Raw genomic sequence first — 23,346 nt, 5'->3', positions numbered from 1 at the left:
CGCTCACGACAGCCGCTCGACCGCGACGGCGGTGGCTTCGCCGCCGCCGATGCACAGCGAGGCGATGCCGCGCTTGAGGTCGTACTTCTCCAGCGCCGCCAGCAGCGTCACCAGCACGCGCGCACCCGAGGCGCCGATCGGATGGCCGAGCGCGCAGGCGCCGCCATGGACGTTGACCTTGTCGTGCGGCAGGCCGAGATCGTGCATCGCCGCCAGCGCCACCACCGCGAACGCCTCATTGACTTCGAACAGATCGACGTCGGCGAGATTCCAGCCGGTGCGTTCGCTGAGCTTGCGGATCGCGCCGATCGGCGCGGTGGCGAACAGCGCCGGCTCGTGCGCGTGAGTGGAATGGCCGACGATCGCCGCGAGCGGCTTCAGGCCACGCTTGTCGGCTTCGGAACGGCGCATCAGCACCAGCGCGGCGGCGCCGTCGGAAATCGACGAGGAGTTCGCCGCCGTCACGGTGCCGCCTTCGCGGAACGCCGGCTTCAGCGTCGGGATCTTGTCGAGCTTGGCCTTCAGCGGTTGCTCGTCGGTGGTGACAGTGATGTCCGACTTGCCGGCTTTCAGCGTCACCGGCGTGATCTCGCGCGCGAACGAGCCGTCCTTGATGGCGGCCTGGGCGCGGGTCAGCGAGGTGATGGCGAAGTTGTCCTGGGTCTCGCGGGTGAACTGATAGCTTTGCGCGCAGTCCTCGGCGAAGGTGCCCATCAGCCGGCCCTTGTCGTAGGCGTCTTCGAGGCCGTCGAGGAACATGTGATCGAGCACCCGGCCGTGGCCCATGCGGTAGCCGCCGCGGGCGCGGTCGAGCAGATACGGCGCGTTGGTCATGCTCTCCATGCCGCCGGCCACCGCGACGGTGGCGCTGCCGGCGATCAACAGATCATGCGCGAGCATCGCCGCCTTCATGCCGGAGCCGCACATTTTGTTCACGGTGGTGCAGCCCGCCGACAGCGGCAGGCCGGCGCCGAGCGAAGCCTGCCGGGCGGGTGCCTGGCCCTGACCGGCCGGCAGCACACAACCGAACACGACTTCATCGATCGCGTCCGGCTTCAGGCCGGCGCGCTCGACCGCGGCCGAGATCGCGGCGGAGCCGAGCTGGGATGCGGTGGCGTCTTTCATTTCGCCCTGAAAGCCGCCCATCGGGGTGCGGGCGGAGCCGACGATAACGATAGGATCGTGGGTCATGGGAGTTCTCCCTGGATTTTGGTTGTTTGATCGAATGAGTAGTAACCGCCGCGCCTCAGCGCGGCGCCATCCGCAGTGCACCGTCGAGGCGGATCACCTCGCCGTTCAGCATCGTATTCTCGCAGATCGCCTTCACCAGCGCGGCGTATTCGGCCGGACGGCCGAGCCGCGGCGGGAACGGCACGCTCTTGCCGAGCGCATCCTGCACCGGCTGCGGCATCCCGGCCATCATCGGGGTTTCGAAGATGCCGGGTGCGATCGTCACCACGCGAATGCCGTGCTGCGCCAGCTCGCGCGCAATCGGCAGTGTCATCGCGGCGACACCGCCCTTGGAGGCCGAGTAAGCCGCCTGCCCGATCTGGCCGTCGAACGCCGCGACCGAGGCGGTGTTGATGATCACCCCGCGCTCGCCTTCGGCGTCCGGCTGTTCCTTGCTCATCGCCTCGGCGGCGAGCCGGATCATGTTGAAGCTGCCGACGAGGTTGATGGTAATCGCCCGGGCGAAGCTGTCGAGCTTGTGCGGGCCGTTGCGGCCGAGCACCTTCTCGCCCGGCGCCACGCCGGCGCAGTTCACCAGTCCGTTGACGTGGCCGAACACGTCCTGGGCCAGCTTCACCGCGGCCTCGGCATCCTCGGCCTTGGTGACGTCGGTGGCGAGAAAGCGGAAGCTCGCACCGAGCTCCTGCTCGAGCTTGGCGCCGGCCTCGGCGTTCAGATCGAGGCCGACCACCTTGGCACCGCCGGCAACCAGCGTGCGGGCGGTGGCGGCGCCGAGACCGGAGGCGGCGCCGGTGACCAGGAAAACGCGATCAGTAATGATCATGACGATTTAATCCGTCTCTCAAGCTGCAGAAGAAGTGCCCTGGGCCGCGCCCGCCGGTTCGGTGTCGCGCTTGCGCAGGATGAAGCGCTGCAGCTTGCCGCTCGGCGTTTTCGGCAGTTGCTCCAGGAATTCGATCTCGCGCGGATAGGCATGCGCCGAAAGCCGCTTCTTGACGTATTGGCGCAGTTCCTCGGCCAGCGCCTCGCTCGGCGTCACGTCCTTGGCGAGCACCACGTAAGCTTTGACGATCTCGGTGCGCTCGGGATCGGGCTTGCCGATCACCGCCGCCTCGATCACCGCGGCATGCTCGATCAGCGCGCTCTCGACGTCGAACGGGCCGATCCGATAGCCCGACGAGGTGATGACGTCGTCGGCGCGGCCGACGAAGCTGATCGACCCATCCGGCTCCAGCTCGACGGTGTCGCCGGTGCGGTAGTAACCGCCTTCGATCGCCGGCGTCTCCTGCTGCCAATAGCCGGAGAACCACATCAGCGGCGAGCGCTTCAGATCGACGCTCAGCACGCCCGGCACGTTCGGCGGCAGTTCGTTGCTCTGCTCGTCGAGCACGGCGACGCGGAAGCCCGGCATCGCCAGACCCGCGGAGCCCGGATGCACGGCGTGGCGCAGGCGGTGGTGATTGTTCACCACCATGCCGAGCTCGGTCTGGCCGTAGTGATCGTGGATCGGCGCGGCGAGATGCTCCGCGAACCAGCGGATCACTTCCGGATTGAGCGGCTCGCCGGCGCTGCTGACGACGCGGAGCTGGCCCTTCACCGGCGCTGCGGCTTCCGGTCCCGCCGCGATCAGCAGCCGATACGCAGTCGGCGCGCCGGCCAGATTGGTGATGCCGCGGCGCTTGATCAGGCCGTAGGTGCTCTCGGCGGTGAACGGACCGTCGTAGAAGGTGGTGGCGTGGCCGTGCAGCAGCGGGCCGGTCACCGCGTAGTACAGGCCGTAGGCCCAGCCGGGATCGGCGATGTTCCAGAAGATGTCGCCCGCGCGCAGGTCGACCGCGTCGCGGATGTACGAATAGAACGCCGGCAGCGCGTTGATCGGCACCGGCACGCCCTTCGGCAGGCCGGTGGTGCCGGAGGTCGACATCATCAGGAACAGATCGGTGCCCTTGCGCAGCACCGGCGCGAACTCGGTCGATTGCGCCGCGATCTCGGCATGGAAATCGAGGTCGCCGAGCGGCGCGGTCTCGCCGGGCCGCAGTACGATCGCCACGGTCGGGCAATCGGCGACGTCGGCGAGCTTGGCGCGGTTGGCCAGATCAGTGACCACCAGCTTGGCGGCGCTCATCTTGACGCGGTGCTCGATCGCCTTGGGACCAAACGCGGTGAACAGCGGCTGATACACCGCACCGGCGCGCCAGGTGCCGAGGATCAGCGCCAGCAGCTCGGGCGTGCGCGGCAGCATGCCGGCCACCACGTCGCCGGGCTTCACGCCCTGCGCGACCAGCAGATTGGCCACCCGCGCCGCATAGTCCTTCATCGCAGCAAAGCTGAAGGACGCGGTGCGGCCGTCCTGGCTTTCCCAATCCAGCGCCGTGCCGCCGCCGGCGACGTGACGGTCGCAGCATTCGATGCAGACGTTGATGCCGGTCGCGAAATTGCCGTCGAACAGGGCTTCGAGGTCCTCGCGGCGAAACCGCGCCAGGACGTCGGCATAATCTTCAGTGGCTGCGACCGCAGGATGGGCGTTGCTCATGGTGTTTCTTCCCCTGCCCTCGTTGTTGGCACGAGGGGCTGACGCGAATGGATTCACGGCCGCGGATTAAGCGGCGGAGCCCTGTGGCTTTCTAGGACCAAACTGACCTAGATTTGTGATCGGTTTTGCCACTTTTCAGGAAGGAGCGGACGAATGGAGCGGCGGACGATCGCGCCCCTGTTCGTGGAAGAGGTCGCCGACTGCCTGCGCCGGGCCGGCGTTGCGCCCGGGCCGGTGTTCGCGGCCGCCGGGCTGCCCGAGGTGGTGCGGGAGCGCGTCTCAGCGGCGCAGTTCGGCGCGCTGTGGCTGGCGGTGGCGGCGGCGATGGACGACGAGTTCTTCGGCCTCGGCGGGCGGCCGATGCGGCCGGGCTCGTTCACACTGCTGTGCCACGCGGTGCTGAACGCCGGCACGCTGCGGCAGGCGCTGAACCGCGCGCTGCGGTTTCTGAAGGTGGCGCTGGACGATCCTTACGGCGAGCTGCGGGTCGAAGGCGACCTCGCCCGCATCGTGCTGCACGATAAAGCCGCGCCGCGTTCGGCCTTCGCGTATCGCACCTTCTGGATCGTGGTGCATGGCATCGCCTGCTGGCTGGTCGGCCGTCGGCTGCCGCTGCGCCGGGTCGATTTCGCCTGCGGCCCGCCGGCCGTGGCCGCCGACTATCGCTCGTTCTTCGGCGCGCCGGTGCGGTTCGGTCAGCCGCAAAGCGCGCTGGCGTTCGACGCCAGCTATCTCGATCTGCCCACCACGCGCACCGAGCGGGCGCTGAAAGAGTTTCTACGGCTGGCGCCGGCCAACATCCTGGTGCGCTATCGCCACGACGCCACCCTCACCGCCGCGATCCGCACCACGCTGCGCGCCAAGCCGCCGACCGCGTGGCCCAACTTCGAGACGCTGGCGAAGCAGATGAAGATCCCGGCCTCGACGCTGCGCCGGCGGCTACGCGCCGAGGGCCAGACCTATCAGACCATCAAGGACGAGATCCGCCGCGCGCTCGCGATCCGCTGGCTCGCCGAGAACGAAAAACCGGTCGGCGATATCGCGGCCGATCTCGGTTTCGCCGAGCCCAGCGCGTTCCACCGCGCATTCCGGAAATGGATGGCGCGTAGCCCCGGCGCCTTCCGCCGCGAAACCCGCGCCGGGTGAGAGATCGTCTAACTGGCGGCCGAGTCACCGCCGAGCGCGGGCGATGAATTCGACGAGGCCGGAAACGCCGAGCTTGGCGTAGATGCGCTTGATCTGCGACCGGATGGTGCCGATCGACACGCCGCGAAGCTGCGCGATTTCGGCCGGACGGCGGCCGCTGAGGAGTTCGGTTGCGACGTCGCGCTCCGCCGCGGTGAGTAGCACGGCGATGTCGGGCAGCAACTCCGCCGAATGCTGCACCGTCAACGGGCGGATCACCGCCATCGCGGCCGCACCGGTCAGCGCCTGCCGGTCCTCGGCAGCGATCGATGTCAGCCGCAGATGGATGGCGGCATCGTTTGGGCCGGAGATCGAAATCGCGCAACTGCCGTGGCACGGCGCACTGACATTGCGGCGCGTGACGCAGTCGATGCACGGCTGCAGATCAAAGTCGATGTCGACGGCACTGCCGAGCCGCGGACATTCGGTAACCGCGCTCGAGGTCTTGCTGCGGCGCAGCCGCTCCATCTGCACGGTGAGCGGCGATCCGTTCGACAGCAGCGTCTCGGCGCAGGGTGAGATGCTGATGCAGCGGCCATCGCCGCCGAGCACCACGGTGTGGACCGACACCGCATCGAGCGTCTCGACCATGACGCGAACAGCGTCGTCGATCCGAGAAGCATCACTCACGATCGTCACCACGTCCCCACTGCGCCGGGCCGCGCCACCGACGCCTGCCCGCACTCCGCGGTTGAACAACATCTGACGCGATTGAAAATCAACTCGGACGATTTGCCACACCCAGGACTCGGCGTCGCATCATGCGAACTCGCCGACATCCGCCGCTTCGAATCGTCGATGTGTGTGAGAAGAAGAATTGTACGACAACAGACGAAGAGCGCTGCTCGCCTGCGCCTGTTGCGTCGCGCGCTCAGGCGCGCCGGCGCATGCCGAGCGCTTCACTGTTGCGCATCGCCAGCAGCGCCGCCTGGGTCCGGTTGGCGACGTTGAGCTTCTGGATGATGCCGGCCACCTGCGACTTGATGGTGAACTCGCTCATGTCGCGTTCTTTGGCGATCTGGCGATTACTCTTGCCGCTGGCGAGATAAGGCAGCAGCTCCAGTTGCGACGGCGTCAGTTCGCTGAACACGTCGTGCTCTTCGACCGGCGGCTTGGCGATCGTCAGTGTCGGCGTGCGGTCATGCGAGGCCGCGAGCGCCTCGACGATCGCACCGCGCACCGCCCCGATCATCGCAGCTTCCGCTTGCGCTGCGGCGGCGGCGCCCTGCCCGATCATCAGCGCCGACAGCTCCTGCCGGCCGCCGAGCAGCACCGACACGTCGATGTGCAGCACCACGATCGCGTCGGGATCATCTTCGCTCGGCGTCGCGACGATCAGAAAATGCTTCCGCTCGCCGGCTTCCTCGCGCCAGCTGACGGTCGAGAAGAAGTCGATGCTCTTCTCGGCGAGGCTCTTGAAGCCGCGCAGCAGCTCCAGCGAATGCCGATCCGGCCGGATGCAGGCGTCGAAATAGCTCTTGCCGAGCTTGCTCTTCGCCTTCGACGTGGCAGGCGCGCCGGTCTCTTCGCTGGACTCGAGAATCTTGCCGTCGCGATCGATCACGAGGGCGCTGATGCCGACCCCTTTGATGATCTTCGATAGCTGCGATCCCAACATGATGTGCGAATGTCTGACCGGATGTTGAAACGTCTCAGCGCACAACCGAATCGCGCGAGACCTCGTAAATTTACGGGAAGCTAGAGCGAGCCCGAGAGAGTCGTCATCCCCACTTTTGGTGATGCAGGGCTACCCTGCATGGCTGCGCGACTGCCCCGCGCGATAGCGACGACGATCGCGGACGAATTCGACCGAGGGCTGAACCTCGCGCGTGCCCTGCTTGATCGGAGCCGGTTCAGACTCGTCTGCCGACCAACCAGGATCGGTCTCGTCGAGCAGATCGCGATACACCTTCAGCGCGGCATAGAGCCGATCTTCAGCGATCGCCTTGCCAGCCCTGTCGACGGCCTGCGCAGCCGCCGGCATCTCCGCCAGCAGGCGCTCGGTCGCTTCTGAATAGGATTCGATGGTTGCGCCATCGCGGCGCAGATAAAGCTTCTGAAGCCGCAGATACACCTGCCTCAGAGCGGTGTCGGCGCGGTCTTCCTGAATCGTATTGGCCTGGCGCAGCACCGGCGCGGTGCCTTCGATCGAGAACGTCGACGATTCGGTCCATCCGTTGATCAGCGTCAGACCGCCGATCTCGATCCGCTCGAACGGCTTCAGCGTGATCTTCAATCCGGATGCCCCCTTCCGCCGCGGCGACTTGGCGGCGAGGATTTCGGTCATCTCGGTCAACGGCATCTGGTCTCTCCTCGATTTAGAAGAAGAACAGGCCGGCGACGTTTCCGCCGCCGGCCCGTTCGTTGTCGTTAGCGCAGCAACTGCAGGACGCCCTGCTGCGACTGGTTGGCCAGCGACAGCGCCGACACCGCGATCGACTGGCGGGTCGACAGCGCCTGGCTGTTCGCCGCTTCCTCGTTGGTGTCAGCCAACGTCAGGTTCGACGAGCCGGTCTGCAGCACGTTGATCAGGTTCTTCGAGAAGTCCTGACGGGTCTGCACGATCGACAGGTTGGAACCCAAGGCGGAGGCCTGCGAACGCAGCGTGGTCGACGCGGTGCTCAGAGCCGAGATCACCTTGTTGGTGCTGGCGTTGTCGATGAAGTCCTTGCCCGATTTCAGGCTCGACAGGCCGAGGCCCGCCGGGTCGAAGGTGACGCCCTGGATCGAGATCGTCGACTTGCCGGTTTCGTTGAACACCAGCTTCAGCGTGTCGCCGTTCAGCAGGTTGACGCCATTGAACGAGGCATCCTGAGCAGTGGTTTTGATCTGCTCGATGATGTTGTTGTACTGCGACACCAGGTTGGCGCGGGTGGTCTGCGCGTTCACGTCCGCCACCGGAGCCGTAGGGGTCGAGAACAACGACGCCGCGGTGCCGCCGATCTTGCCGCCCGCCTCGGTCGAACCGATGGTCGAGGAGGCGTAGTCGTTGGAGGCCGAGATCGTCAGTTTGCCGGTAGTGTCAATCGAAGCGGTCATGTTGTTGGCCGACAGCTTCGAGTTCAGGTCAGCGAGCGACTTCACGGTGCCGTTGGTGCCGTCACCGATGGTCACCGTCACCGCGGTGCCGCCGTTGAACGATTCGAACGACAGGGTCTTGCCGGTGATGCCGCCGGCAGTCGCGGTACGCGCCACCGAGAAGCTGGTCGCTGTACCCTGGTTACCGGCGAGGCCAAGCGCCGACAGCGCATTGCCCGTGCCAGTGATGTTCAAGTCGGCCGACAGACCGGAGCTGATCTGCAGCTGACCGCCGCTCAGCACCTTGGAGGCTTCACTTCCCGTGGTCACCGCAAGAGTCGCGGAGCCGTTGCTGACCGGAGCGGTCTGGGCGCCGCTGGCGATATCGATGGCGGTGAGCACGTCATCGATCTTGCCGCCCTGCAGGAAGACGGTCGAGTTGCCGTTGCCGTCGGTGATCACGTTCTTGGAGCCGACCTTACCGAAGCCGTAATCGGCAGCCGCGGGGATCGCGGCATCCTTGAAGGTGATGGTCTTGCCGTTGACGGTCAGGGTCGAACCGGCCTGGATCATGTTGGCGCGGCTCACGCCCGCACCAGCAGTGGTGTCGGCGGTACGATCAGCCTTGAAGGTGCCCGTGCCGGTCGCGCCCGAGTTCAAGCCGAACGCCGACAGCAGGGTGTTGTTGCCGGAGATCGACAGATCCGAACCCGTCGAGGTCGAGAGCACGATCTGGTCAGTACCGTTGACCGCCGCGTTAGTACCCGAGCTGTTCGACAGCGTCGCGTTACCACCGGAGATCGCCGCCTTCTGCACGCCGCTGGCGAGGTCGATCGCCTTCAGCACGTCACCCACCGTACCGCTGTTCAGGTAAACAGTGGAGTTACCCTTGCCGTCGGTGACGAGCTGACCGCTGACACCCGAGCCGGTCGGCAGGGTGGCTGCGCCCGGGGCGTCGCCGTTCGAGAAGGTGATGGTGTGGCCGTTCACCGTCAGGCTGTCACCCGCGACCGGCTTGTTCGAGCCGAGCGTGCTGAGCGCCGTACCGGCGGTGATACCAGTGACCGCCGCACCGGTGTTGCTGCCGGCAACACCGCCGAGCAACGTGGTCGAACTGACGACGCCAGGGGTCGCCTGACCGTCCTGCAGGCCGATGCTCTGGGCAAGGCCGTTGGTGTAGGTCGAGGTACCGCGCAGGTCGTCCGCGGTGGCGCCGGCGATGGTGGTGGAGATGCTGGACTTGCTGCTGTAGCCGGCAACCGACTGCAGCGCCTGGTTGGCGATCGACTTGGCGCTGTCGACCAGCTTGGTCAGCGAGGTGATGCCGGTGTTGGCAGCCTGGATAATCTGAATGCCGTTGCCGATGCCATCGAGGAGGTTGTTGATGTCGCTGGCGCGGCTGTCGAGCGAAGCAGCGGTGAAGAAGTTGGTCGGATTATCGAGCGCCGTGTTCACCTTCTTGCCGGACGAGAGACGGCTTTGGGTGGTGGCGAGCAAGTCAGCCGTGGCCTGGAGCGAAGAAAGATTTTGGCGGACGGCGTTGGAAAGAACGATACCGGACATGGACGTTTGCCTTTCTGGGCAATGGCGTGTCGTTGCGCCGAACTTTTCTGTCGGCCCTGCATCTTCAAATTCGCGCCGGAAAGGATCGTTGAACCGCCAAACGTCCAGATGGACGTCGCCTTCACCCATTCGGACGTATGGGCGGTAAGCTGAGATTTACGGGTGACGCACGGCTCGGACTGAGATGTCGGAAGCGCAAATGCGCAATCGGAAGCGAGCTTCGCGAAGAGCGGAAACGCTCATGACTGCGAAGCAATGCACCGCTTGTTCGGCGACGGATGAAAGATCGACGAGTTACGCGCCTGTGCGATGATCGCGGCGACGCGACAGTCTACCGAGATCGTCAGCTCGGGCTTTGCGTACCCAATCAGTACGCCGCGCGGGCCGTTCGGGTCGGCGGGCGCCGCGCTGGCGATGCAAGGAACAACTCTCGACGGCAGGCCTCGGCGAAGGGCTGCAGCAGATCGTATTTGTCGACGTCCAGCGTCTTGCGATCGTGCAGATCCAGCGGCGGCCGGAAGTAGATCTCGACGATCGCTTCGATCACCCGCTCCGCCTCCTGGATCGTGTCAGCCGCAGCGAACAGCCGCAGCTTGCCGATCACCGCGTAGATGCCGATCATCTTGGTTGGATCGTCGAGCGAGTGCACCAGCGCATCGACATAAAGCTTGGACGCCTGGTCGATGAACTCGCCGAAGATCCGTTCGCGGCGGGTGTTCTCCTGCGCGATCCGCGCGGTCTGCTCCTGATGGCTCTGCGTCAGCCACGCCGTGGCCAATGAGGCCAACCCGCCGATCGCCGAGCCGGCGAGCGCGGCCAGGGCTGAGATCGAGGCGCCAGTCATGACGGCTGCTTGGCTCCCGACGCGTGCGGTTGATCAGAGCTGCCCGGGCGGATCGGCCCCGGCCGGCGCAACCGCGCTCCGGGCGGTTCGAGCACCACTTCTTTGAAGTCGTCCCCGGCCAGCACCACGATGACGAATTTGAGCCGACCCCGCTCGATCTGCAGCTCGCCGAGCACGGCCCGGCCGCGCGCCGAACGCTCGGCGACCGCAACCGCGTCGGACATTCCAGGTCCGACCGCGTCCAGCGTCGCCATCTCGGCCCGCTCATCTCCATCGGCGTCCTTCCGCGGCGGCGACGGATGGTCGCTGACGATCATGCCGGAGTCGGCGGAGACCACGCTTTCCCACACTTGGCCGTCGCGCGCGGCCCTAACCCGATAGATCAGCCCCTCGGCCGCAAGGTCGGTCTCGATCCGCAGGCTCTTGGTGCCAGGATGGCGCTGCTCCGCAATGCCGAGCGCTTGGCGCAGCGTCACCGGCGCGGCGCGCACCAGATCGAGCTTATGCCCGTCCTGCACCTCCTCGGAGGTTGCCACGCCGGCTTCAGGGCCGGCCATCGGTGCGCTGGACGCTGCGGCCCAACCGGCCGCCGGCGGCTGCGCCAAGCACAGGATGAGACCAAACGCGGAGATCAACGCGGGACGCATGGAATTCGACTCCGGCCCTCAGGCCGTACAGGGAATGACGCCCGCCGGGACGAAAGAATGAAACGCGACCGATCACATGGGGCGGCAGGTGATCGGTCGCGCGCGGCCACTCGACGGCGGCGGGAGTACGGCCATCTTGCAAGCCACGAGGCGCTGGGGCGCCACAACGATACGGTACCAGTTCGTTTCGTTTTGTCAAACACCGGACCGAGGAACGATGTGGACCACGTCACGAGATCAGCGATGATCAGAGCGGCGCGATCTCCAAGAGCGGCGGAGATTCGGCAGGCGATCTCAAGCGATTAGGTAGTTTGGAGGGACGGCGCTGGCCGATCACCGATCGCGCTCACACGTCCGCGTGATCAGCGTCGCACCACGGCGAGCGCTGCAGCAGGCGCTTCATTCGATGGTAATTCAGTATAGTTCGCGAGAGCGCTGCATCACCGCTCTTGAAGGACGTCGCGAACTTCGCAGCCTTACGGATCGACCGGCTTGATGCCGTTGACGAACAGTTTGACCGCGAGACGGAGCTGACGCTCGCGGTACTTCTCGTCGATCGGGATGCCGAACATCGTCAGCCGCGTCAGCGGACCCACGACGATGTTGAGGAACGTCTCGGCCGCCACCATGCTGTCGGGGACGCGAACGAGGCCCTGTTCGATCAGGTGGTCGAACAGGCGCGCCAGAGTCGCGACCGCCCGCCCCCACCCTTCCTCATGCGCAAGCCGCGTCAAATCAGGGAAATTCGCCGCCTGGAACGACAGCGTGCGCATGATCGCGATAACTTCCGGCCTGATGCCGATCTCCTGTACCTGGCGTCCGATGTTGAGGAACCAGTTCTCCAGCGATCCATTCGACGGATTGTTGCGACGCTCTTCGACACCATGCGACAGCGGCGCCATCCAGCGCTCGATCTCCCGCCGCAGCGCCGCTTCGAACAGGCCACGCTTGTCGGTGTAGCGCGAATAGACGGTGAGCTTGGACACCCGCGCTTCCTCAGCGACGGCATCGATCGTGGTGGCATCGAACCCGCGTTCCATGAACAAGCGGGTAGCCACATCGAGCAGCCTGAGGTCGCGTTGGAGAGCGGCGGTGCGTGTCGGGCGCCCTCCGCGGGATTTGGTGGTGCGTTCCTTTGCAGCGGTGTTTTTCGCTGCGGACTTCAACATTGCTTGCGGTGCCTCCGGTGGCCTTGAATTGGGAACACTATGACCTGCCCCTGCCCTATATCTACACGACCATCGCCGCTTTGTCAGGAAACACCCTATCGACTTCCACAAAACAAAACGTTATCGTTCTATTAGGCAGTTTGATGGAGTTCCGGCGCGGTCGCGGCCTCCCCGCCCGCGGTTGGACGTCTTCGTGAAGGTCGAAGGTCTGCAGCATGTCTATGAGTGCGAGCGAAAGCGACGAGGTCATTTGGATCCGGCAAAAGCGCGACGAGATCGATCTGCTCGCCTCCTCGCTCGGGCGCTGGGCCGCCCACCTCGACCGTGACGGCCGCACCGATGCGCATCGGGCGGTCGCGGAGCTGCTGTCGATCCGCACCGTGTTCGCCGAGCGTTTGGACGCGCTCTCGACCCATCCGACGATCCCGCCGCAGATCGCCGAGATCACCCTCGCCCGTCTATCGGACGAATGGGCCAAGGCAGACGACGAGATCCGCTCGTTCCTGTTCGCCCGCTGCGGCACATGCCCCAGCTCGGCCGAGCGTGACGACGAGCGGGCTCAACAGCGCGATGCCATCCAGGCGTCGCTGGAGCGGCTGCGTCAGGAATCGCGCGCTGCGATCGATCAGGCCAAGCGCGACCTCGACATCACCGTCAGCCGGATCGCCTCGGAGCAGGTCCGGCTCGGCACCTTCTCGACCACGAGCGACAAGGCGCTGAAAACCATCAAGGCGAGCTTCGAGCGGACCCGGACGCTGCACGACCAAACTTGGGACCGAGTCGCAGAACTGCTCAGCGAGCTATGAGCCCGGTCACCTCCTGATCAGCACTGCCACCGGCAAAATACTTTCGTCTTTCGTCTAATTCAGGGTTATCAGCGACGAAATCGCACACCAGAACTGCGTCCCTAGACCAAATCTACAAGTCTGATGCGATTCAATCCGCGCCGGATTTGCTTTAGGGTATCCCGGTCGTGATTGCGTGAGTGCCGATGACTCGAAACTCGTTATCAAGAACATTTCTCGCGCCGTGGCTGCTCGGCGCGACCTTGCTGTTGTTCATCGTCATCGCCGGCGCGCTGGTGCTCAACCTGGTGCGGCTCCGGGACAGCTTCGCCTGGGTGCAACAAACCAACAAAGCGCTGCTGGCGATCTCCGCCATCCAGCAGGCCGTGCTCGAAGCTGAGACCAGCGAGCGCGGCTTCCTGCTCACCGGCATCGAGACCTATCGCGACAGTTACATCCGCGCCCGCGACGCCCTCGCCACCCGGCTCGATGGGCTGCGCGCGGTGCTCGCTGATAATCCCGAGCAGATCGCCCATATCGACGAACTCAGGCTGCTGACTGATATGCGCATGGCCCAGCTCGGCCGCGTGGTCGAACTCGGCCCCGACCGGATGCGGGAGGCGCTGGACATTCTGGAACAGGCGCGGGTCGACCGGCTGACCGAGCGGATCGAGACCAGCCTGTCGGTGCTGACGCGCGCCGAGCAACTGCTGCTGATCCAGCGGCTGTCGAAACACGACCGTGAAAGCCTCGCCGCGGCACTCATCACTGCCTGTCTGCTGATCCTCGCGGTGGGGAGCGCGGCGATCGCCGCCTTCCTGCTCGAACATCAGCGTGCAGTGACGCGGCAGCAAGAGGCCGACCAGCGGCTGCAGGCGCTGCAGGCCGAGCTGCTGCGGGTCGCGCGGCTCAGCACCATGGGTGAGATGTCGAGCGCACTGGCGCACGAACTCAATCAGCCGCTCGCCGCCGTCACCAACTACGTCCAAGGCTCGCGGCGACTGATCGAAGCCAGCAGCCATCCGGACAAGAGCAAGATCAGCACCGCGCTCGACAAGGCCGCGCAGCAGACGCTGCGCGCAGGGGCGGTGATCCAGCGTCTGCGCGAATTCGTCGGCCGCGGCGAGACCGACAAGACCATCGAAAGCCTGCGCGCGATCGCCGAGGACGCCCTTGCGCTGGCCTCGGTGCTGACCAGAGACCGGCCGGTCGATGTCGCGCTGTCGCTCGATCCTGCGTTCGACCGCGTGCTGGTCGACAAGGTCCAGGTGCAGCAGGTGTTTCTCAACCTGATCCGCAACGCGTTCGAAGCGATGCGCGAACAGCGTGAGCGCAAGCTGACGATCGGCAGCCGCCTGGTCGAAGACGACATGGTCGAGGTCGTGGTCGCCGACAGCGGTCCCGGCCTCGACTCGCTGATCGCCGAGCGGATCTTCCAGCCGTTCGCCACCACCAAGCCGGACGGCATGGGCGTCGGCCTATCGATCTCGCAGACCATCATCCAGGCGCATGGCGGCTCGATCAAGGCCGAGCCAGCGCCGGGCGGCGGCACGCTGTTCCGCTTCACCCTGCCCTGCGCCGACCCGATCCGCCAGCAGATCTCGTTCAGCCCTGCGGCGGAGTAGTTGCCGTTTCGTTGCTAACCGCCGGCGCGGTCCAGCACCGGCCGAGCCACGTCGGCCAACGCCGCAACGCGCCGGGCGAAGTGATCGTACAAGCCGGTCACTGCCGGAGGCGCCAAGGCGCGGCACGCGGCCAACATCGTCTGCGCACGTGCTCCGTCACCAGCGGCGAGCGCATCGAGCAGATCGCGATGCAACCGCTGCAATTCGGTGAAGGCGTCCGATGCAGCGAACGCCTCGTCGCCGGCAAGCGCAAACAGCCGTGCCGTTTGCGATTTGCCTTTCAGCCTGATCTCGCCGGCTTCGAGCAGCGCCAGCTTCGGCGCGGCGCGTGCGACCTCTTCGGACACCAACAGATCGGTACCGAATTCCTTCGAGGCGCTCTCAATCCGCGCCGCGACGTTCACCACATCGCCCATCGCCGAATAGTTGAAACGCCGCGACGAGCCCATGTTGCCGACGCAGGCCGTGCCGGTGTTGAGGCCGATGCCGATCCGCACCACAGGATCGGCGAAGCCGCGGGCGGCGAACCCGAACGCGTCGCTGTCGTTGAGCTGTTCGACGATGCTGCGCATCTTCAACGCGGCGTGGCAGGCACGTAGCGCGTGATCCGGCACGTCGACCGGCGCATTCCAGAACGCCATGATCGAGTCGCCGATATACTTGTCGATGGTGCCGAGCTCGTCCTGGATCGCATCCGACAGCGGCGACAGCAGCGTGTTGATGAAATCCACCAGCTCGGTCGCGCTCAGCGCCTCGGAAATCGGGGTGAAGCCGCGGACGTCCATGAACATCACGCTCAGCTCGCGCTGCTCGCCGCCGAGCCGCAGGCCGTCCGGCGTGCGTTCGAGCTGGGCGAGCAGATCCGGCGCCAGATACTGGCCGAACGCCTGGCGCACGAACTTCTTCTCGCGGTCCGATGCGGTGTGCAGCACACGCTCGACCGCGATGTAGGTCAAGAGCGTCGCCAGCGACGGATACACCGGATCGATCAGCAGCCGGAAGTGCGAGAACGCGATCCACGAGCCGCCGATCGCGCCGACGAACACCAGCGCGCAGGCGACCAGCGAGAACCGCGCGCCGGCGATCAGCACCAGCGCTGCGACCAGCGAGCCGAGCAGCAGCGTCATCACGATCTCGAAGCCGTTCGCCCAGTCCGGCCGCTCGAGAAACTCCTGCGAGACGATCTGCTCGATCATCTGCGCCTGGATCGCGACGCCCGGCATCACCTGCCCGATCGGCGTGGCGCGGACGTCGCCGAGACCGGATGCGGAGGTGCCGATCAGCACGATGGTGCCTTCGAGCCGGTCGCGCATCTGCTCGGTTTGGGCCGGATCGAGCACGTCCTTGGCCGACACGTAGCGGTCCGCGCGGTCGCGATTGAAATACAGCCAGGCTTCGCCGTCGTGGGTCAGCGGCAGCTTGAACTGGCCGATCCGCATATCCACCAGCGCGGCATCGCCGACGTCGTCGTCGCCGGACGCGCCGGTGCCGCGGATGATGACGCCCTTCTGGCCCTGCGCCACCCGCAGCGCTTCGACCGCGAGGCTCGGATACACCCGAGCGCCGTCGGACATCAGCATCGGCAGCCGCCGCACCACGCCGCCGCGATCGCTTGCCGACAGATTGATCGCGCCGATCCCGGCCGCGACGGCGTCGAGCTGCGGCAGATTGGAGACCGCGCCGCGGAACGGCGGCAGCACGTTGGCCGGCGCCACGCCGACGAATGCCAGGCCGGTCTTTACCGAGGGCCGGGTGTCGTTCGGGCGCTGGCTGGCGGCGAAGCCGAGCACGGTCGGCGTCTGCTGCATCGCTTCGGCAAAACTGGTGTCGTGATCGGGCAGGCTCTTCAGCAACGCCACCGCGCGATCGCGATCCGGCAGATCGGAGGCATTCAGATCGGCAATCAGCCGCTCGGGCGTGGTGCGGTCCGGCTCGGAGAAGATGATGTCGTAGGCGATCACGCCGGCGCCGAGTTCGCCGAGCCGCTTGGTCAGCGCCGCCAGCCGCGTGCGCGGCCATGGCCACTGGCCGAACGCGGCGAGTGAGGCGTCGTCGATATCGACGATCCGCACCGGCAGGTCGTTGCCCGGCGGCCGGGGCGCCAGCCGCTGATACGCGTCGAAGGCGCGCTCCTTGGTTTCGGTGACGATGCGCGGCTCGTAGGTCCGCAGCGCCGTCAGCGCGATCAGTGTCGCCAGCGCGGCGAGCACCGCCCGCATGTACTTGCCGCGAAACAGCCGCCGCAGCCGAACCCAGCCGCGCGCGGCGCGGCCAAGCAGCGGATGCGTCCCCCGGCTCAGCAGCCGCACGGCACGGCCTCCCGCTCCGCAAACGGGCGGATCGAACGGGACAGCGGCCATAGCACGGCCGGGGGAACGGGGAACTGGCGCATTACGCCGACGTTAGCAGATCGCAGGCCGGTTCGGGAGCACGCCCGTCCGGCCAGGAGGAGCGCCCCGATGGGACCGCACAGCTCTCGCATGCGCATCGCCACCCCGCTGGCCGTCTTGCTCGCCATTCCGGTCGGCCTTGGCGCCGTCTATGCGGTCCCGCTGATCCACCCCGCCGATCCGCCGCTGCAGCGGCTGGCCGACGAGGCCGCCCTGCAAGCCGTCACCGCGCTGGCCGCCAGCGCGGCCATCTCTCAGGAGCGCAGCACCGCAGTCTCGACCGCGGCCGCCCGCCGCGTGCTCGGTGACCGCGATGCAACGGTGCAGGCCAGCAGACTGTCCGCGGACGAACTCGAAGTCTCGGTCGAGGTCGTCGATCCTGCCACCCAGCAACGGGTGCGATCGAGCGCACGCTACGTGCCGCCGAGCTCGGGCCGCATCGATCAGCAGTCGGCAGCGATCGGCCGCCGCGCCGGCCCGCCCGGCCATATGTAGGCGATCGTCGGCCGTTACTTCATCTTCGCCGCGAAGATGCCGGCGCCGAGATAGCCCGGGCCGCTGACCGCGAGGCTGCCGCCCATCTCGCCGACCGGGCTCGATACGCCGCGGAAGAACGATCCAGCCAGCGCCATGTTGCGCGAACCGACGTCGCCCGCGAGCGATCCGACGAAGCCTGTCGTTCCCGAGAGCAGCGAGACCTGGCCAGCGTAGTTGGTGCCGTCGAGACCGGTGACGCTCACCTGTCCGGTCCGGGCACCGAAATTGACCGTGTTGTTGAAGACGCCGGCCGCGTAATACCTGCTGCCGTCGTTCTGGATCGCTGCGACGGCGTGGCCGACATAGCTCGCCTGCCCGCTGAGCGGCACCTCGCCGGCGCTGGGCGGCCGGCCGGCGACCCAGAAGCCCTGGGCGACATCATAGTAAGGCCCCTGGTTGCTGCCGCTGCTCCAGAAGCCCCATTTGGTGTAGTCGCAGTCGCAGGGCGTCACGTTGCCCATGCCGTACAGCGAAACGTAGTACTGCGCCATGTCGCGCGACATCGTGACCATCACGCCGTCCTGATTGGTGATCGGCGCATCGTCGATCTTGGACACGATCTGGCCGTTCCTGCGGATCGCGGGAAAGGCGACGAAATTCGAGGAGTCACGATAACCGCTTTGCGGGTCCTCATTCGGGTCGAGGAAGCCGAACTGATAGCTGAACGAACTCGGCAGAGCCGGGCCCTGCTGATCGTGCGACACGGTACCGTCGAAATTCGCCTGAATACGGCGTCTGCTGCCGTCGATGCCGATCTGCGCCGTCCCGGTATAGCGGCCGACCGAGGCGCCGTTCTGATAGTTGCTGCCCGGGTCCAAAAGCCACGTGGTCATCAGACCGCCGATGAAACCGAACAGCGTGCCAGACGCCTGCTGTGTGACGGTCTTTTCCACCGCGGTCTGCTGGGTCGAGGTCTGGATCGTCTGGTTCAGGGTCGACGCGGTCTGATTGATCGGCGGCAGCGGCGAAGGAGGAGGCTGCGGCGTGAGCGAGCCGGCGACCGAGCCGTTGGGAGTGCCGGTCGCGCGGGCCTCGGCGCGTTGCACGTTGCCGCGCGAAGCGGTGCCCTGCCCGGCGCCGCCGCTCTGGCCGGGAGCACTCTGGAACGACTGAATGAGATTCTGCACGAAGTTCGGCGGCGGCGGTCCCGGAGGTGACGGCGGCTCGCCGGCGCCGGGGGTCTGGGTGAATTCGCCGGCGCCGAGCGTCACCGTGCCGCCGGGCGTCGTCACCGTCGAGGAGCCGTAGCCCGCGAACACGAAGCCGGTTCCGATCATCGCGACGCCGCCGCGGATGCCGACGGTCGCCGCGGCGGTTTTGATCTCGGCATCGCCGGTGTGGCTGATTTGGCCGCCGACGAACCGCAGCGCGCCCTTGCCGAGCCGGGCTGCCAGCTTGCCGGTGCCGGAATTCGGATCATAGACGTATTCGTCGATCGTCAGATCGCTGTTCGGCCCGACCGTCATCGAGGTCTTGTCGATGAACAGGATCTGCACCGAGCCCTTGTCGGTGGTCTTGATCCGCTCCTTGTGAGCGATCGACTCGCCGATCGAAATCGTCCGCAAGTTTGCCGTCGCGGCGGGGTTCACGGCCGATGCCTTGCCGACCTCCTGCGCCACCGCGAGGTTCGTCCCGCTCCCGGCCGCGAGCAGCGCGGCGGCTCCGATCATCCATCCCGACAGACGCATCGCGAGCCTCCTCAGAAACGCACCGTCGGCCCGAGCGAGGCCGACAGGTTGTTGGTGCGATAGTTCGGCAGGTTGGAGTCGATCTTGGTGTACATCACCTGGGTCCGCACGCCGACATTGCCGGCGATCTGCGCATCCAGGATGGCGCCATAGCGATACTCGTCCTCGCGCCGCGCCAGCGTCGGGTCGACGATGAAGTTCGGCGCATCGTAGGTCGAGCGGCTGTAGCCGATCGTCGGCGCCACCACGAACTGATGCGGTTGGCCGAACACCGGCACGACGAATTCGACCGGGAACGCCATGTCGATCGAGTAGCGCTTGTAGCTGTTGTAGTCGGCGACCGCCTTGTTGACGTCATAACCGCCGCGGGTGGTCCAGTGCACCGCACCAAACCGGAAGTCGGTGGTGATCGCTGCGGTGGTCAGATCGCCGGTCTGGGTGCCGGCGGTCGGGTAGTAGGTCGAGTCGGTGAACTTGCGGTGCCGGGTCTCGACATAGCCTTCGATCAGGCCGTTGTCGCCGATCGTCGAGCGCGCCGACAAACCGCCGCCGAGCGCGCCGAAATAGCTGTAGTCGCCGAGCCAGACCTTGTCGCCGATCGCGTAGTATTTGAACGAGGCGTTCTGGCCGATCCCGACGCGGTGGCCGATGGTGCCTTCGAGCAGGCCGAGGTTGAACTGGCTCTGCGTGAACTGCCGCGAATTGTAGCCGAGGAAGGTGGTTTCGATCGCGTCGCCGCGCATGTTGAGCTTGTAGGCGTAGGCGGCGGTGATGCTCTGGAATGCGTTCCAGTCCGGCTTGCGGCCGAACCGCGGATCGAGGATCGCATCCTGGCCGAGCGCGCGCACCTGCAGCGAGTTCGGCCCGATATTGGCGTTGGTTTGGTAGCGCATGCCGCCCTGCATGAACACGCTGTATTCGTGCTTGGACAGCCGCCGGTCGATCTCGGACAGATACGCCATCACCTGGCCGCGGATTTCGTCCGGAACGTTGCCGCCTTTGATCGCGTCGAGCAGATAGCCGCGCGCGATCTCGTAAGAGGCGAGCTTGAAGTACAGCACGCCGAGTTCGAGCTTCACCCGCGGCAGATCGGGATTGAAGAACAGCATCCGCTCCAGCGCGCCGATCGCGGCCTCGTAGTCGCCGCGCTCGACCGCCGCATGGGCGAATTTGAAGCTGACGTCGAGGTTGGCCGGCTGCTGATACATCTGGTTGAACAGCGCGTCGTAGCCCTGCTGCACAACCGCGGCGGGTGTCGCCTTCGGCTCCTGCGCGGACGCGGCCGAGCCGGCGATCACCGTCGCCGCCACAGCGCATAACCATGTCGCCTTCAATCGCACGCCGCACCCCGAAATGATCTGTCTGGAAACCGATTGCTCGTTGGCCGAGCTAATTGGTCGGGATTTTGCGGGACGCGTTCGGCCGGCGGTATCCTTTTTTGCGCGAAAGGTCCGCAATTGCACGCCGACGTGGCCTTTTTGCCACGTGGATCGTCCCGAAACAGAACGGAACCGACAGTTCACGCAAGAACTGAGCTTCGCGACTGGAGATACTGCCCCTGGAACCGCCTGCCGCCCATCCGACTGCGGCAACAGAGCAACACAGCCCGAGGGAATCTCCATGGCCGATGCACCCGCCCGCAGCCCGACCTCGCCGTTCGAAATCCGCCATGCGGTAACGATCGCAGCGCCGCCCGAGGCCGTGTTCGACTACGTCACCAATCCGAAATCCTGGCCGCAATGGCTGCCCTCCTCCCACGCGCTCGAATGCGACGACCGCCCGATGGGCTTCGGCGACACCTTCCACGAGCACTGGTCGACCCGCAGCGGACCGGTCGATCTCGACTGGCTGGTGATCGCCTGCGACCGGCCGCTGCTGTGGATCGGCCTGACCCAGACCAGCTTCATGGGGCCGGTGGTGGTGCACTACACGTTCGAGGCGCTGGACGGCGGCACCCGCTTCACCCGCATCCTGCGCAACCCGGCGAGGCCGAAACCGCCGACCGCGGAGATGGTCGAGCGGATGAGCGCGGAGGCGGAGCTGGGATTGGGGAATATCAAGCGAATTGTGGAGCGGCGGTGAGCCGACCGGAGAAGCGGTGGCCAACAGGGTCGACACCGCCAATGGCCGCTATGGGCCAGGAGCGGACACTGGCAGCATGTAATTCGAGGATAAGGACTATGTGTGAAAAGTGACCAAGGAGGACAGCTAGATAAGAACAGCTTCATTTGGCACTGTGAAGGCGTCGTGTTCGTAAAGCTCAATTTGTTGTTCTATCGCAATTTTCGAAATGGATGGTGCCGCCGGCTTCGACTAGGCGCTCGTGTAGCCGAGCGAGCACCAGCCGGCGCAGACATTCGGTCACATCAAAGCTGATGCAAGCTTCTTGCACGGAGGTTTGGTGCCTGCGCTCAATGACAGGTCCTAAGTCTCAGCTGATCCGCCATAGAGAGTCAGGACACCGCAACTGGGGATCGTGTATTTGACTGTAGTAACGTGACAACTTCTAACGCGACGTTTCAGGAACGAGGTGCGCGATCATGCGACGGACAGTATTCTATTCGTGGCAGTCAGACCTAGAATCCAAGTTTAATCGCAATCTAATCGAGGACGCCCTTGAGCGAGCTTTAAAGGCTATCAAGAGGGATGACTCGGCAATTATCGAGCCAATCCTAGACCGCGACACCTGTGGGATGCCTGGATCGCCTGCCATAGCGGATACAATCTTTAATAAGATCGCTACTGCAGATGTCTTTGTAGCCGACGTTTCGATTATCAACTCTGGCGCGGGAGGAAGAAAGGCGCCGAATCCAAACGTTCTCGTGGAGCTCGGTTACGCAATTTCTCAACTCGGCTGGCACCGAATTCTCTTGGTCCAGAACACAGCCTTCGGAGGCCCGGAGAGCTTGCCCTTCGACCTGCGTGGCCGCCGGGCCGTTTGCTATTGTTCATCTAATGCGACGGATAAATCGGAAACTCGCAGGTTGCTTCAGGGACGATTGGAGGCAGAGCTTCGAGGCGCGCTAGGCGACATCATGGCATCGCAGGCCTATGCCGGACCGCAAATACCTTTGTGGTGGGGAAACTGGACTATCGAGAGCGGTTACGGTGCACGAGACGGCAACCTGTTTATCCGCGAGGTTGGCTCCGCTGGTTTCGTATTTGACCTCATGACATCGAATGGGGCGCATACAGGGGCCGTCTCCGGGTTCGCTCGAATCGTGTCGCCGGATATTGCTTATGCTCGCATGCCGGCAAGCGAAGCTGACCAGTTGTGTGAGCTGGCATTTCGACGAACAATTGCGGAACATGGACGGCAGATACTAATTGAAGAGCTTGGAGACTGTCATCTTTTCCGTGGAATGGGAGCTACGTTCTCAGGCCGGTACACGTGGAAGCACTTAGCGCTGTTCGAGGGCGGGATACTGGATGAAATCGATCTGCAGCGTCTTTATAGCATTGCAGGGCAATACTTCGATCCCATGATGAATTGCTTCCAAGGATTGAGCGACGGAGAAAACTATGACGACTTCGTGGCGCATGTTACCTTAGGTGGCATACGCGGTCTGCACACCATAATGGAGGGAATTATTATGCGTGGCGAGCGTGGCCAGCTTTGGGCGGCGTATATTGACGATGACGTCCTTCGCTATTTCACGACCGAACGTGAATATCAATCAAAGCTGCCCTCCACTTTCGAAAGATGGAGGGAGAGATTTGAGGATAAGGCCATTGTTTTCGACGCGGGGATTGATCGAATTCCACCAGCTCCGTAGCGCTGATTTCCGGGGCGGTCCGTTAGGTTTCACGCCGGAAAGGAAATCGGCGATGCTTGACTCGGCGATGTGAACTTGGAAAGCAGCGGCTCCCCACTCACGACTTGCTTGTCGGGGCTTGAGCGCATTGTTGGAAAAGACGAAAAACGCGTCTTTCAGCCGTCTGGCTCGGGGCGGACCGTCCTTGAACACCTCTCATGGGCGGCGTGGCAGTTCCGGCGGAAATTTCCTCAAGTCTTGATCGAACGACCCGATCGAATGGCTCCAGTCCGCTCTGGGTCATTACCTGACATCGACTTAAGTACACTCTCCGGACCCGAAAGTTGCGCTTCGCTGCTCGTATCGGCCTCTGATCGGCTGCGCGGCTTCGCCACTCGCCGATGCACGTGCCGATC

19 protein-coding genes are annotated in these 23,346 nt (G+C 65.1%); 6 read left to right on the top strand and 13 right to left on the bottom strand.

Features of this window, described 5'->3' with window-relative positions:
- Positions 1 to 3 precede the first annotated feature (3 nt).
- The 3 genes from VRZ08_RS06860 to VRZ08_RS06850 are packed head-to-tail and all read right to left on the bottom strand — an operon-like array spanning position 4 to position 3,724.
- The gene (locus tag VRZ08_RS06860; protein WP_414532067.1) at positions 4 to 1,191 is read right to left on the bottom strand and encodes an acetyl-CoA C-acetyltransferase; all 1,188 of its coding nucleotides are present in this window, start codon (positions 1,189 to 1,191) and stop codon (positions 4 to 6) included.
- A 55-nt stretch (positions 1,192 to 1,246) separates the two neighbouring features.
- A complete protein-coding gene (locus tag VRZ08_RS06855; protein ID WP_414532066.1) occupies positions 1,247 to 2,014 on the bottom strand; it encodes a 3-hydroxyacyl-CoA dehydrogenase in 768 nt (255 codons plus the stop codon).
- 18 nt (positions 2,015 to 2,032) lie between these two features.
- Complete coding sequence (locus VRZ08_RS06850) at positions 2,033 to 3,724, bottom strand: AMP-binding protein (protein ID WP_414532065.1); 1,692 nt, start codon at positions 3,722 to 3,724, stop codon at positions 2,033 to 2,035.
- A 153-nt stretch (positions 3,725 to 3,877) separates the two neighbouring features.
- Between VRZ08_RS06850 and VRZ08_RS06845 the strand changes: the two genes are divergently transcribed.
- Positions 3,878 to 4,870, top strand: coding sequence for an AraC family transcriptional regulator (locus VRZ08_RS06845; RefSeq protein ID WP_414532064.1), 993 nt, complete (start codon positions 3,878 to 3,880; stop codon positions 4,868 to 4,870).
- A 24-nt stretch (positions 4,871 to 4,894) separates the two neighbouring features.
- Here the strand turns inward: VRZ08_RS06845 and VRZ08_RS06840 are convergent, their stop codons facing one another.
- The 7 genes from VRZ08_RS06840 to VRZ08_RS06810 all read right to left on the bottom strand — a co-directional run bounded on the left by VRZ08_RS06840 (position 4,895) and on the right by VRZ08_RS06810 (position 12,039).
- Positions 4,895 to 5,539, bottom strand: coding sequence for a helix-turn-helix transcriptional regulator (locus VRZ08_RS06840; protein WP_414532063.1), 645 nt, complete (start codon positions 5,537 to 5,539; stop codon positions 4,895 to 4,897).
- Positions 5,540 to 5,780: 241 nt separating this feature from the next.
- Complete coding sequence (locus tag VRZ08_RS06835) at positions 5,781 to 6,527, bottom strand: helix-turn-helix transcriptional regulator (RefSeq protein ID WP_107344204.1); 747 nt, start codon at positions 6,525 to 6,527, stop codon at positions 5,781 to 5,783.
- A 129-nt stretch (positions 6,528 to 6,656) separates the two neighbouring features.
- Positions 6,657 to 7,211 (bottom strand): flagellar biosynthesis repressor FlbT, encoded by a 555-nt coding sequence (locus tag VRZ08_RS06830; protein ID WP_414532062.1) that lies wholly within the window; start codon positions 7,209 to 7,211, stop codon positions 6,657 to 6,659.
- A 68-nt stretch (positions 7,212 to 7,279) separates the two neighbouring features.
- Positions 7,280 to 9,490 (bottom strand): DUF1522 domain-containing protein, encoded by a 2,211-nt coding sequence (locus VRZ08_RS06825; protein ID WP_414532061.1) that lies wholly within the window; start codon positions 9,488 to 9,490, stop codon positions 7,280 to 7,282.
- 367 nt (positions 9,491 to 9,857) lie between these two features.
- Positions 9,858 to 10,334, bottom strand: a complete 477-nt coding sequence (locus VRZ08_RS06820) for a hypothetical protein (RefSeq protein WP_107344200.1) — start codon at positions 10,332 to 10,334, stop codon at positions 9,858 to 9,860.
- The gene (locus tag VRZ08_RS06815; RefSeq protein WP_414532060.1) at positions 10,331 to 10,981 is read right to left on the bottom strand and encodes a PepSY domain-containing protein; all 651 of its coding nucleotides are present in this window, start codon (positions 10,979 to 10,981) and stop codon (positions 10,331 to 10,333) included. Before VRZ08_RS06815 ends, VRZ08_RS06820 begins: the two co-directional genes overlap by 4 nt.
- Positions 10,982 to 11,457: 476 nt before the next feature.
- Entirely contained in the window at positions 11,458 to 12,039 is a 582-nt protein-coding gene (locus VRZ08_RS06810) for a TetR/AcrR family transcriptional regulator (protein WP_414532059.1), read from the bottom strand.
- A gap of 326 nt (positions 12,040 to 12,365) precedes the next feature.
- Here VRZ08_RS06810 and VRZ08_RS06805 point away from each other — a divergent pair, with 326 nt between their 5' ends.
- Both VRZ08_RS06805 and VRZ08_RS06800 read left to right on the top strand, forming a co-directional pair.
- Positions 12,366 to 12,956, top strand: coding sequence for a hypothetical protein (locus VRZ08_RS06805; protein ID WP_414532058.1), 591 nt, complete (start codon positions 12,366 to 12,368; stop codon positions 12,954 to 12,956).
- A 185-nt stretch (positions 12,957 to 13,141) separates the two neighbouring features.
- The gene (locus VRZ08_RS06800; protein WP_107344195.1) at positions 13,142 to 14,560 is read left to right on the top strand and encodes a sensor histidine kinase; all 1,419 of its coding nucleotides are present in this window, start codon (positions 13,142 to 13,144) and stop codon (positions 14,558 to 14,560) included.
- A 14-nt stretch (positions 14,561 to 14,574) separates the two neighbouring features.
- Here VRZ08_RS06800 and VRZ08_RS06795 read toward each other — a convergent pair whose 3' ends face one another.
- Entirely contained in the window at positions 14,575 to 16,869 is a 2,295-nt protein-coding gene (locus tag VRZ08_RS06795) for a CHASE2 domain-containing protein (RefSeq protein WP_414532057.1), read from the bottom strand.
- Positions 16,870 to 17,019: 150 nt separating this feature from the next.
- Between VRZ08_RS06795 and VRZ08_RS06790 the strand changes: the two genes are divergently transcribed.
- Positions 17,020 to 17,445, top strand: coding sequence for a hypothetical protein (locus VRZ08_RS06790; protein ID WP_414532056.1), 426 nt, complete (start codon positions 17,020 to 17,022; stop codon positions 17,443 to 17,445).
- 14 nt (positions 17,446 to 17,459) lie between these two features.
- Here the strand turns inward: VRZ08_RS06790 and VRZ08_RS06785 are convergent, their stop codons facing one another.
- Together VRZ08_RS06785 and VRZ08_RS06780 are read right to left on the bottom strand one after the other, a co-directional pair.
- Positions 17,460 to 19,175, bottom strand: a complete 1,716-nt coding sequence (locus VRZ08_RS06785; protein ID WP_414532055.1) for a FecR domain-containing protein — start codon at positions 19,173 to 19,175, stop codon at positions 17,460 to 17,462.
- Positions 19,176 to 19,186: 11 nt separating this feature from the next.
- The gene (locus tag VRZ08_RS06780) at positions 19,187 to 20,515 is read right to left on the bottom strand and encodes a hypothetical protein (RefSeq protein ID WP_414532054.1); all 1,329 of its coding nucleotides are present in this window, start codon (positions 20,513 to 20,515) and stop codon (positions 19,187 to 19,189) included.
- A 280-nt stretch (positions 20,516 to 20,795) separates the two neighbouring features.
- On the opposite strand from VRZ08_RS06780, the gene VRZ08_RS06775 reads away from it, so the two are divergent.
- Positions 20,796 to 21,257: an SRPBCC family protein gene (locus VRZ08_RS06775; protein ID WP_414532053.1), complete on the top strand. Its 462-nt coding sequence runs from the start codon at positions 20,796 to 20,798 to the stop codon at positions 21,255 to 21,257.
- Positions 21,258 to 21,715: 458 nt separating this feature from the next.
- Positions 21,716 to 22,951 (top strand): hypothetical protein, encoded by a 1,236-nt coding sequence (locus tag VRZ08_RS06770; protein ID WP_414532052.1) that lies wholly within the window; start codon positions 21,716 to 21,718, stop codon positions 22,949 to 22,951.
- The last annotated feature ends 395 nt before the right edge of the window (positions 22,952 to 23,346 follow it).

The sequence above is a fragment of the Rhodopseudomonas sp. G2_2311 genome, from assembly GCF_047501505.1.
GTDB lineage: Bacteria > Pseudomonadota > Alphaproteobacteria > Rhizobiales > Xanthobacteraceae > Rhodopseudomonas > Rhodopseudomonas palustris_H.
This window is presented reverse-complemented; position numbering and strand designations above follow the sequence as displayed.

What these genes read in the sequence shown, in the direction of transcription:
- VRZ08_RS06790 (WP_414532056.1), top strand. Translation starts at nt 17,020, where the DNA reads ATGGGACCGCACAGCTCTCGCATGCGCATCGCCACCCCGCTGGCCGTC.
- VRZ08_RS06785 (WP_414532055.1), bottom strand. Translation starts at nt 19,175, where the DNA reads ATGCGTCTGTCGGGATGGATGATCGGAGCCGCCGCGCTGCTCGCGGCC.
- VRZ08_RS06830 (WP_414532062.1), bottom strand. Translation starts at nt 7,211, where the DNA reads ATGCCGTTGACCGAGATGACCGAAATCCTCGCCGCCAAGTCGCCGCGG.
- VRZ08_RS06845 (WP_414532064.1), top strand. Translation starts at nt 3,878, where the DNA reads ATGGAGCGGCGGACGATCGCGCCCCTGTTCGTGGAAGAGGTCGCCGAC.
- VRZ08_RS06835 (WP_107344204.1), bottom strand. Translation starts at nt 6,527, where the DNA reads ATGTTGGGATCGCAGCTATCGAAGATCATCAAAGGGGTCGGCATCAGC.
- VRZ08_RS06820 (WP_107344200.1), bottom strand. Translation starts at nt 10,334, where the DNA reads ATGACTGGCGCCTCGATCTCAGCCCTGGCCGCGCTCGCCGGCTCGGCG.
- VRZ08_RS06860 (WP_414532067.1), bottom strand. Translation starts at nt 1,191, where the DNA reads ATGACCCACGATCCTATCGTTATCGTCGGCTCCGCCCGCACCCCGATG.
- VRZ08_RS06805 (WP_414532058.1), top strand. Translation starts at nt 12,366, where the DNA reads ATGTCTATGAGTGCGAGCGAAAGCGACGAGGTCATTTGGATCCGGCAA.
- VRZ08_RS06770 (WP_414532052.1), top strand. Translation starts at nt 21,716, where the DNA reads ATGCGACGGACAGTATTCTATTCGTGGCAGTCAGACCTAGAATCCAAG.
- VRZ08_RS06815 (WP_414532060.1), bottom strand. Translation starts at nt 10,981, where the DNA reads ATGCGTCCCGCGTTGATCTCCGCGTTTGGTCTCATCCTGTGCTTGGCG.
- VRZ08_RS06855 (WP_414532066.1), bottom strand. Translation starts at nt 2,014, where the DNA reads ATGATCATTACTGATCGCGTTTTCCTGGTCACCGGCGCCGCCTCCGGT.
- VRZ08_RS06800 (WP_107344195.1), top strand. Translation starts at nt 13,142, where the DNA reads ATGACTCGAAACTCGTTATCAAGAACATTTCTCGCGCCGTGGCTGCTC.
- VRZ08_RS06775 (WP_414532053.1), top strand. Translation starts at nt 20,796, where the DNA reads ATGGCCGATGCACCCGCCCGCAGCCCGACCTCGCCGTTCGAAATCCGC.
- VRZ08_RS06825 (WP_414532061.1), bottom strand. Translation starts at nt 9,490, where the DNA reads ATGTCCGGTATCGTTCTTTCCAACGCCGTCCGCCAAAATCTTTCTTCG.
- VRZ08_RS06850 (WP_414532065.1), bottom strand. Translation starts at nt 3,724, where the DNA reads ATGAGCAACGCCCATCCTGCGGTCGCAGCCACTGAAGATTATGCCGAC.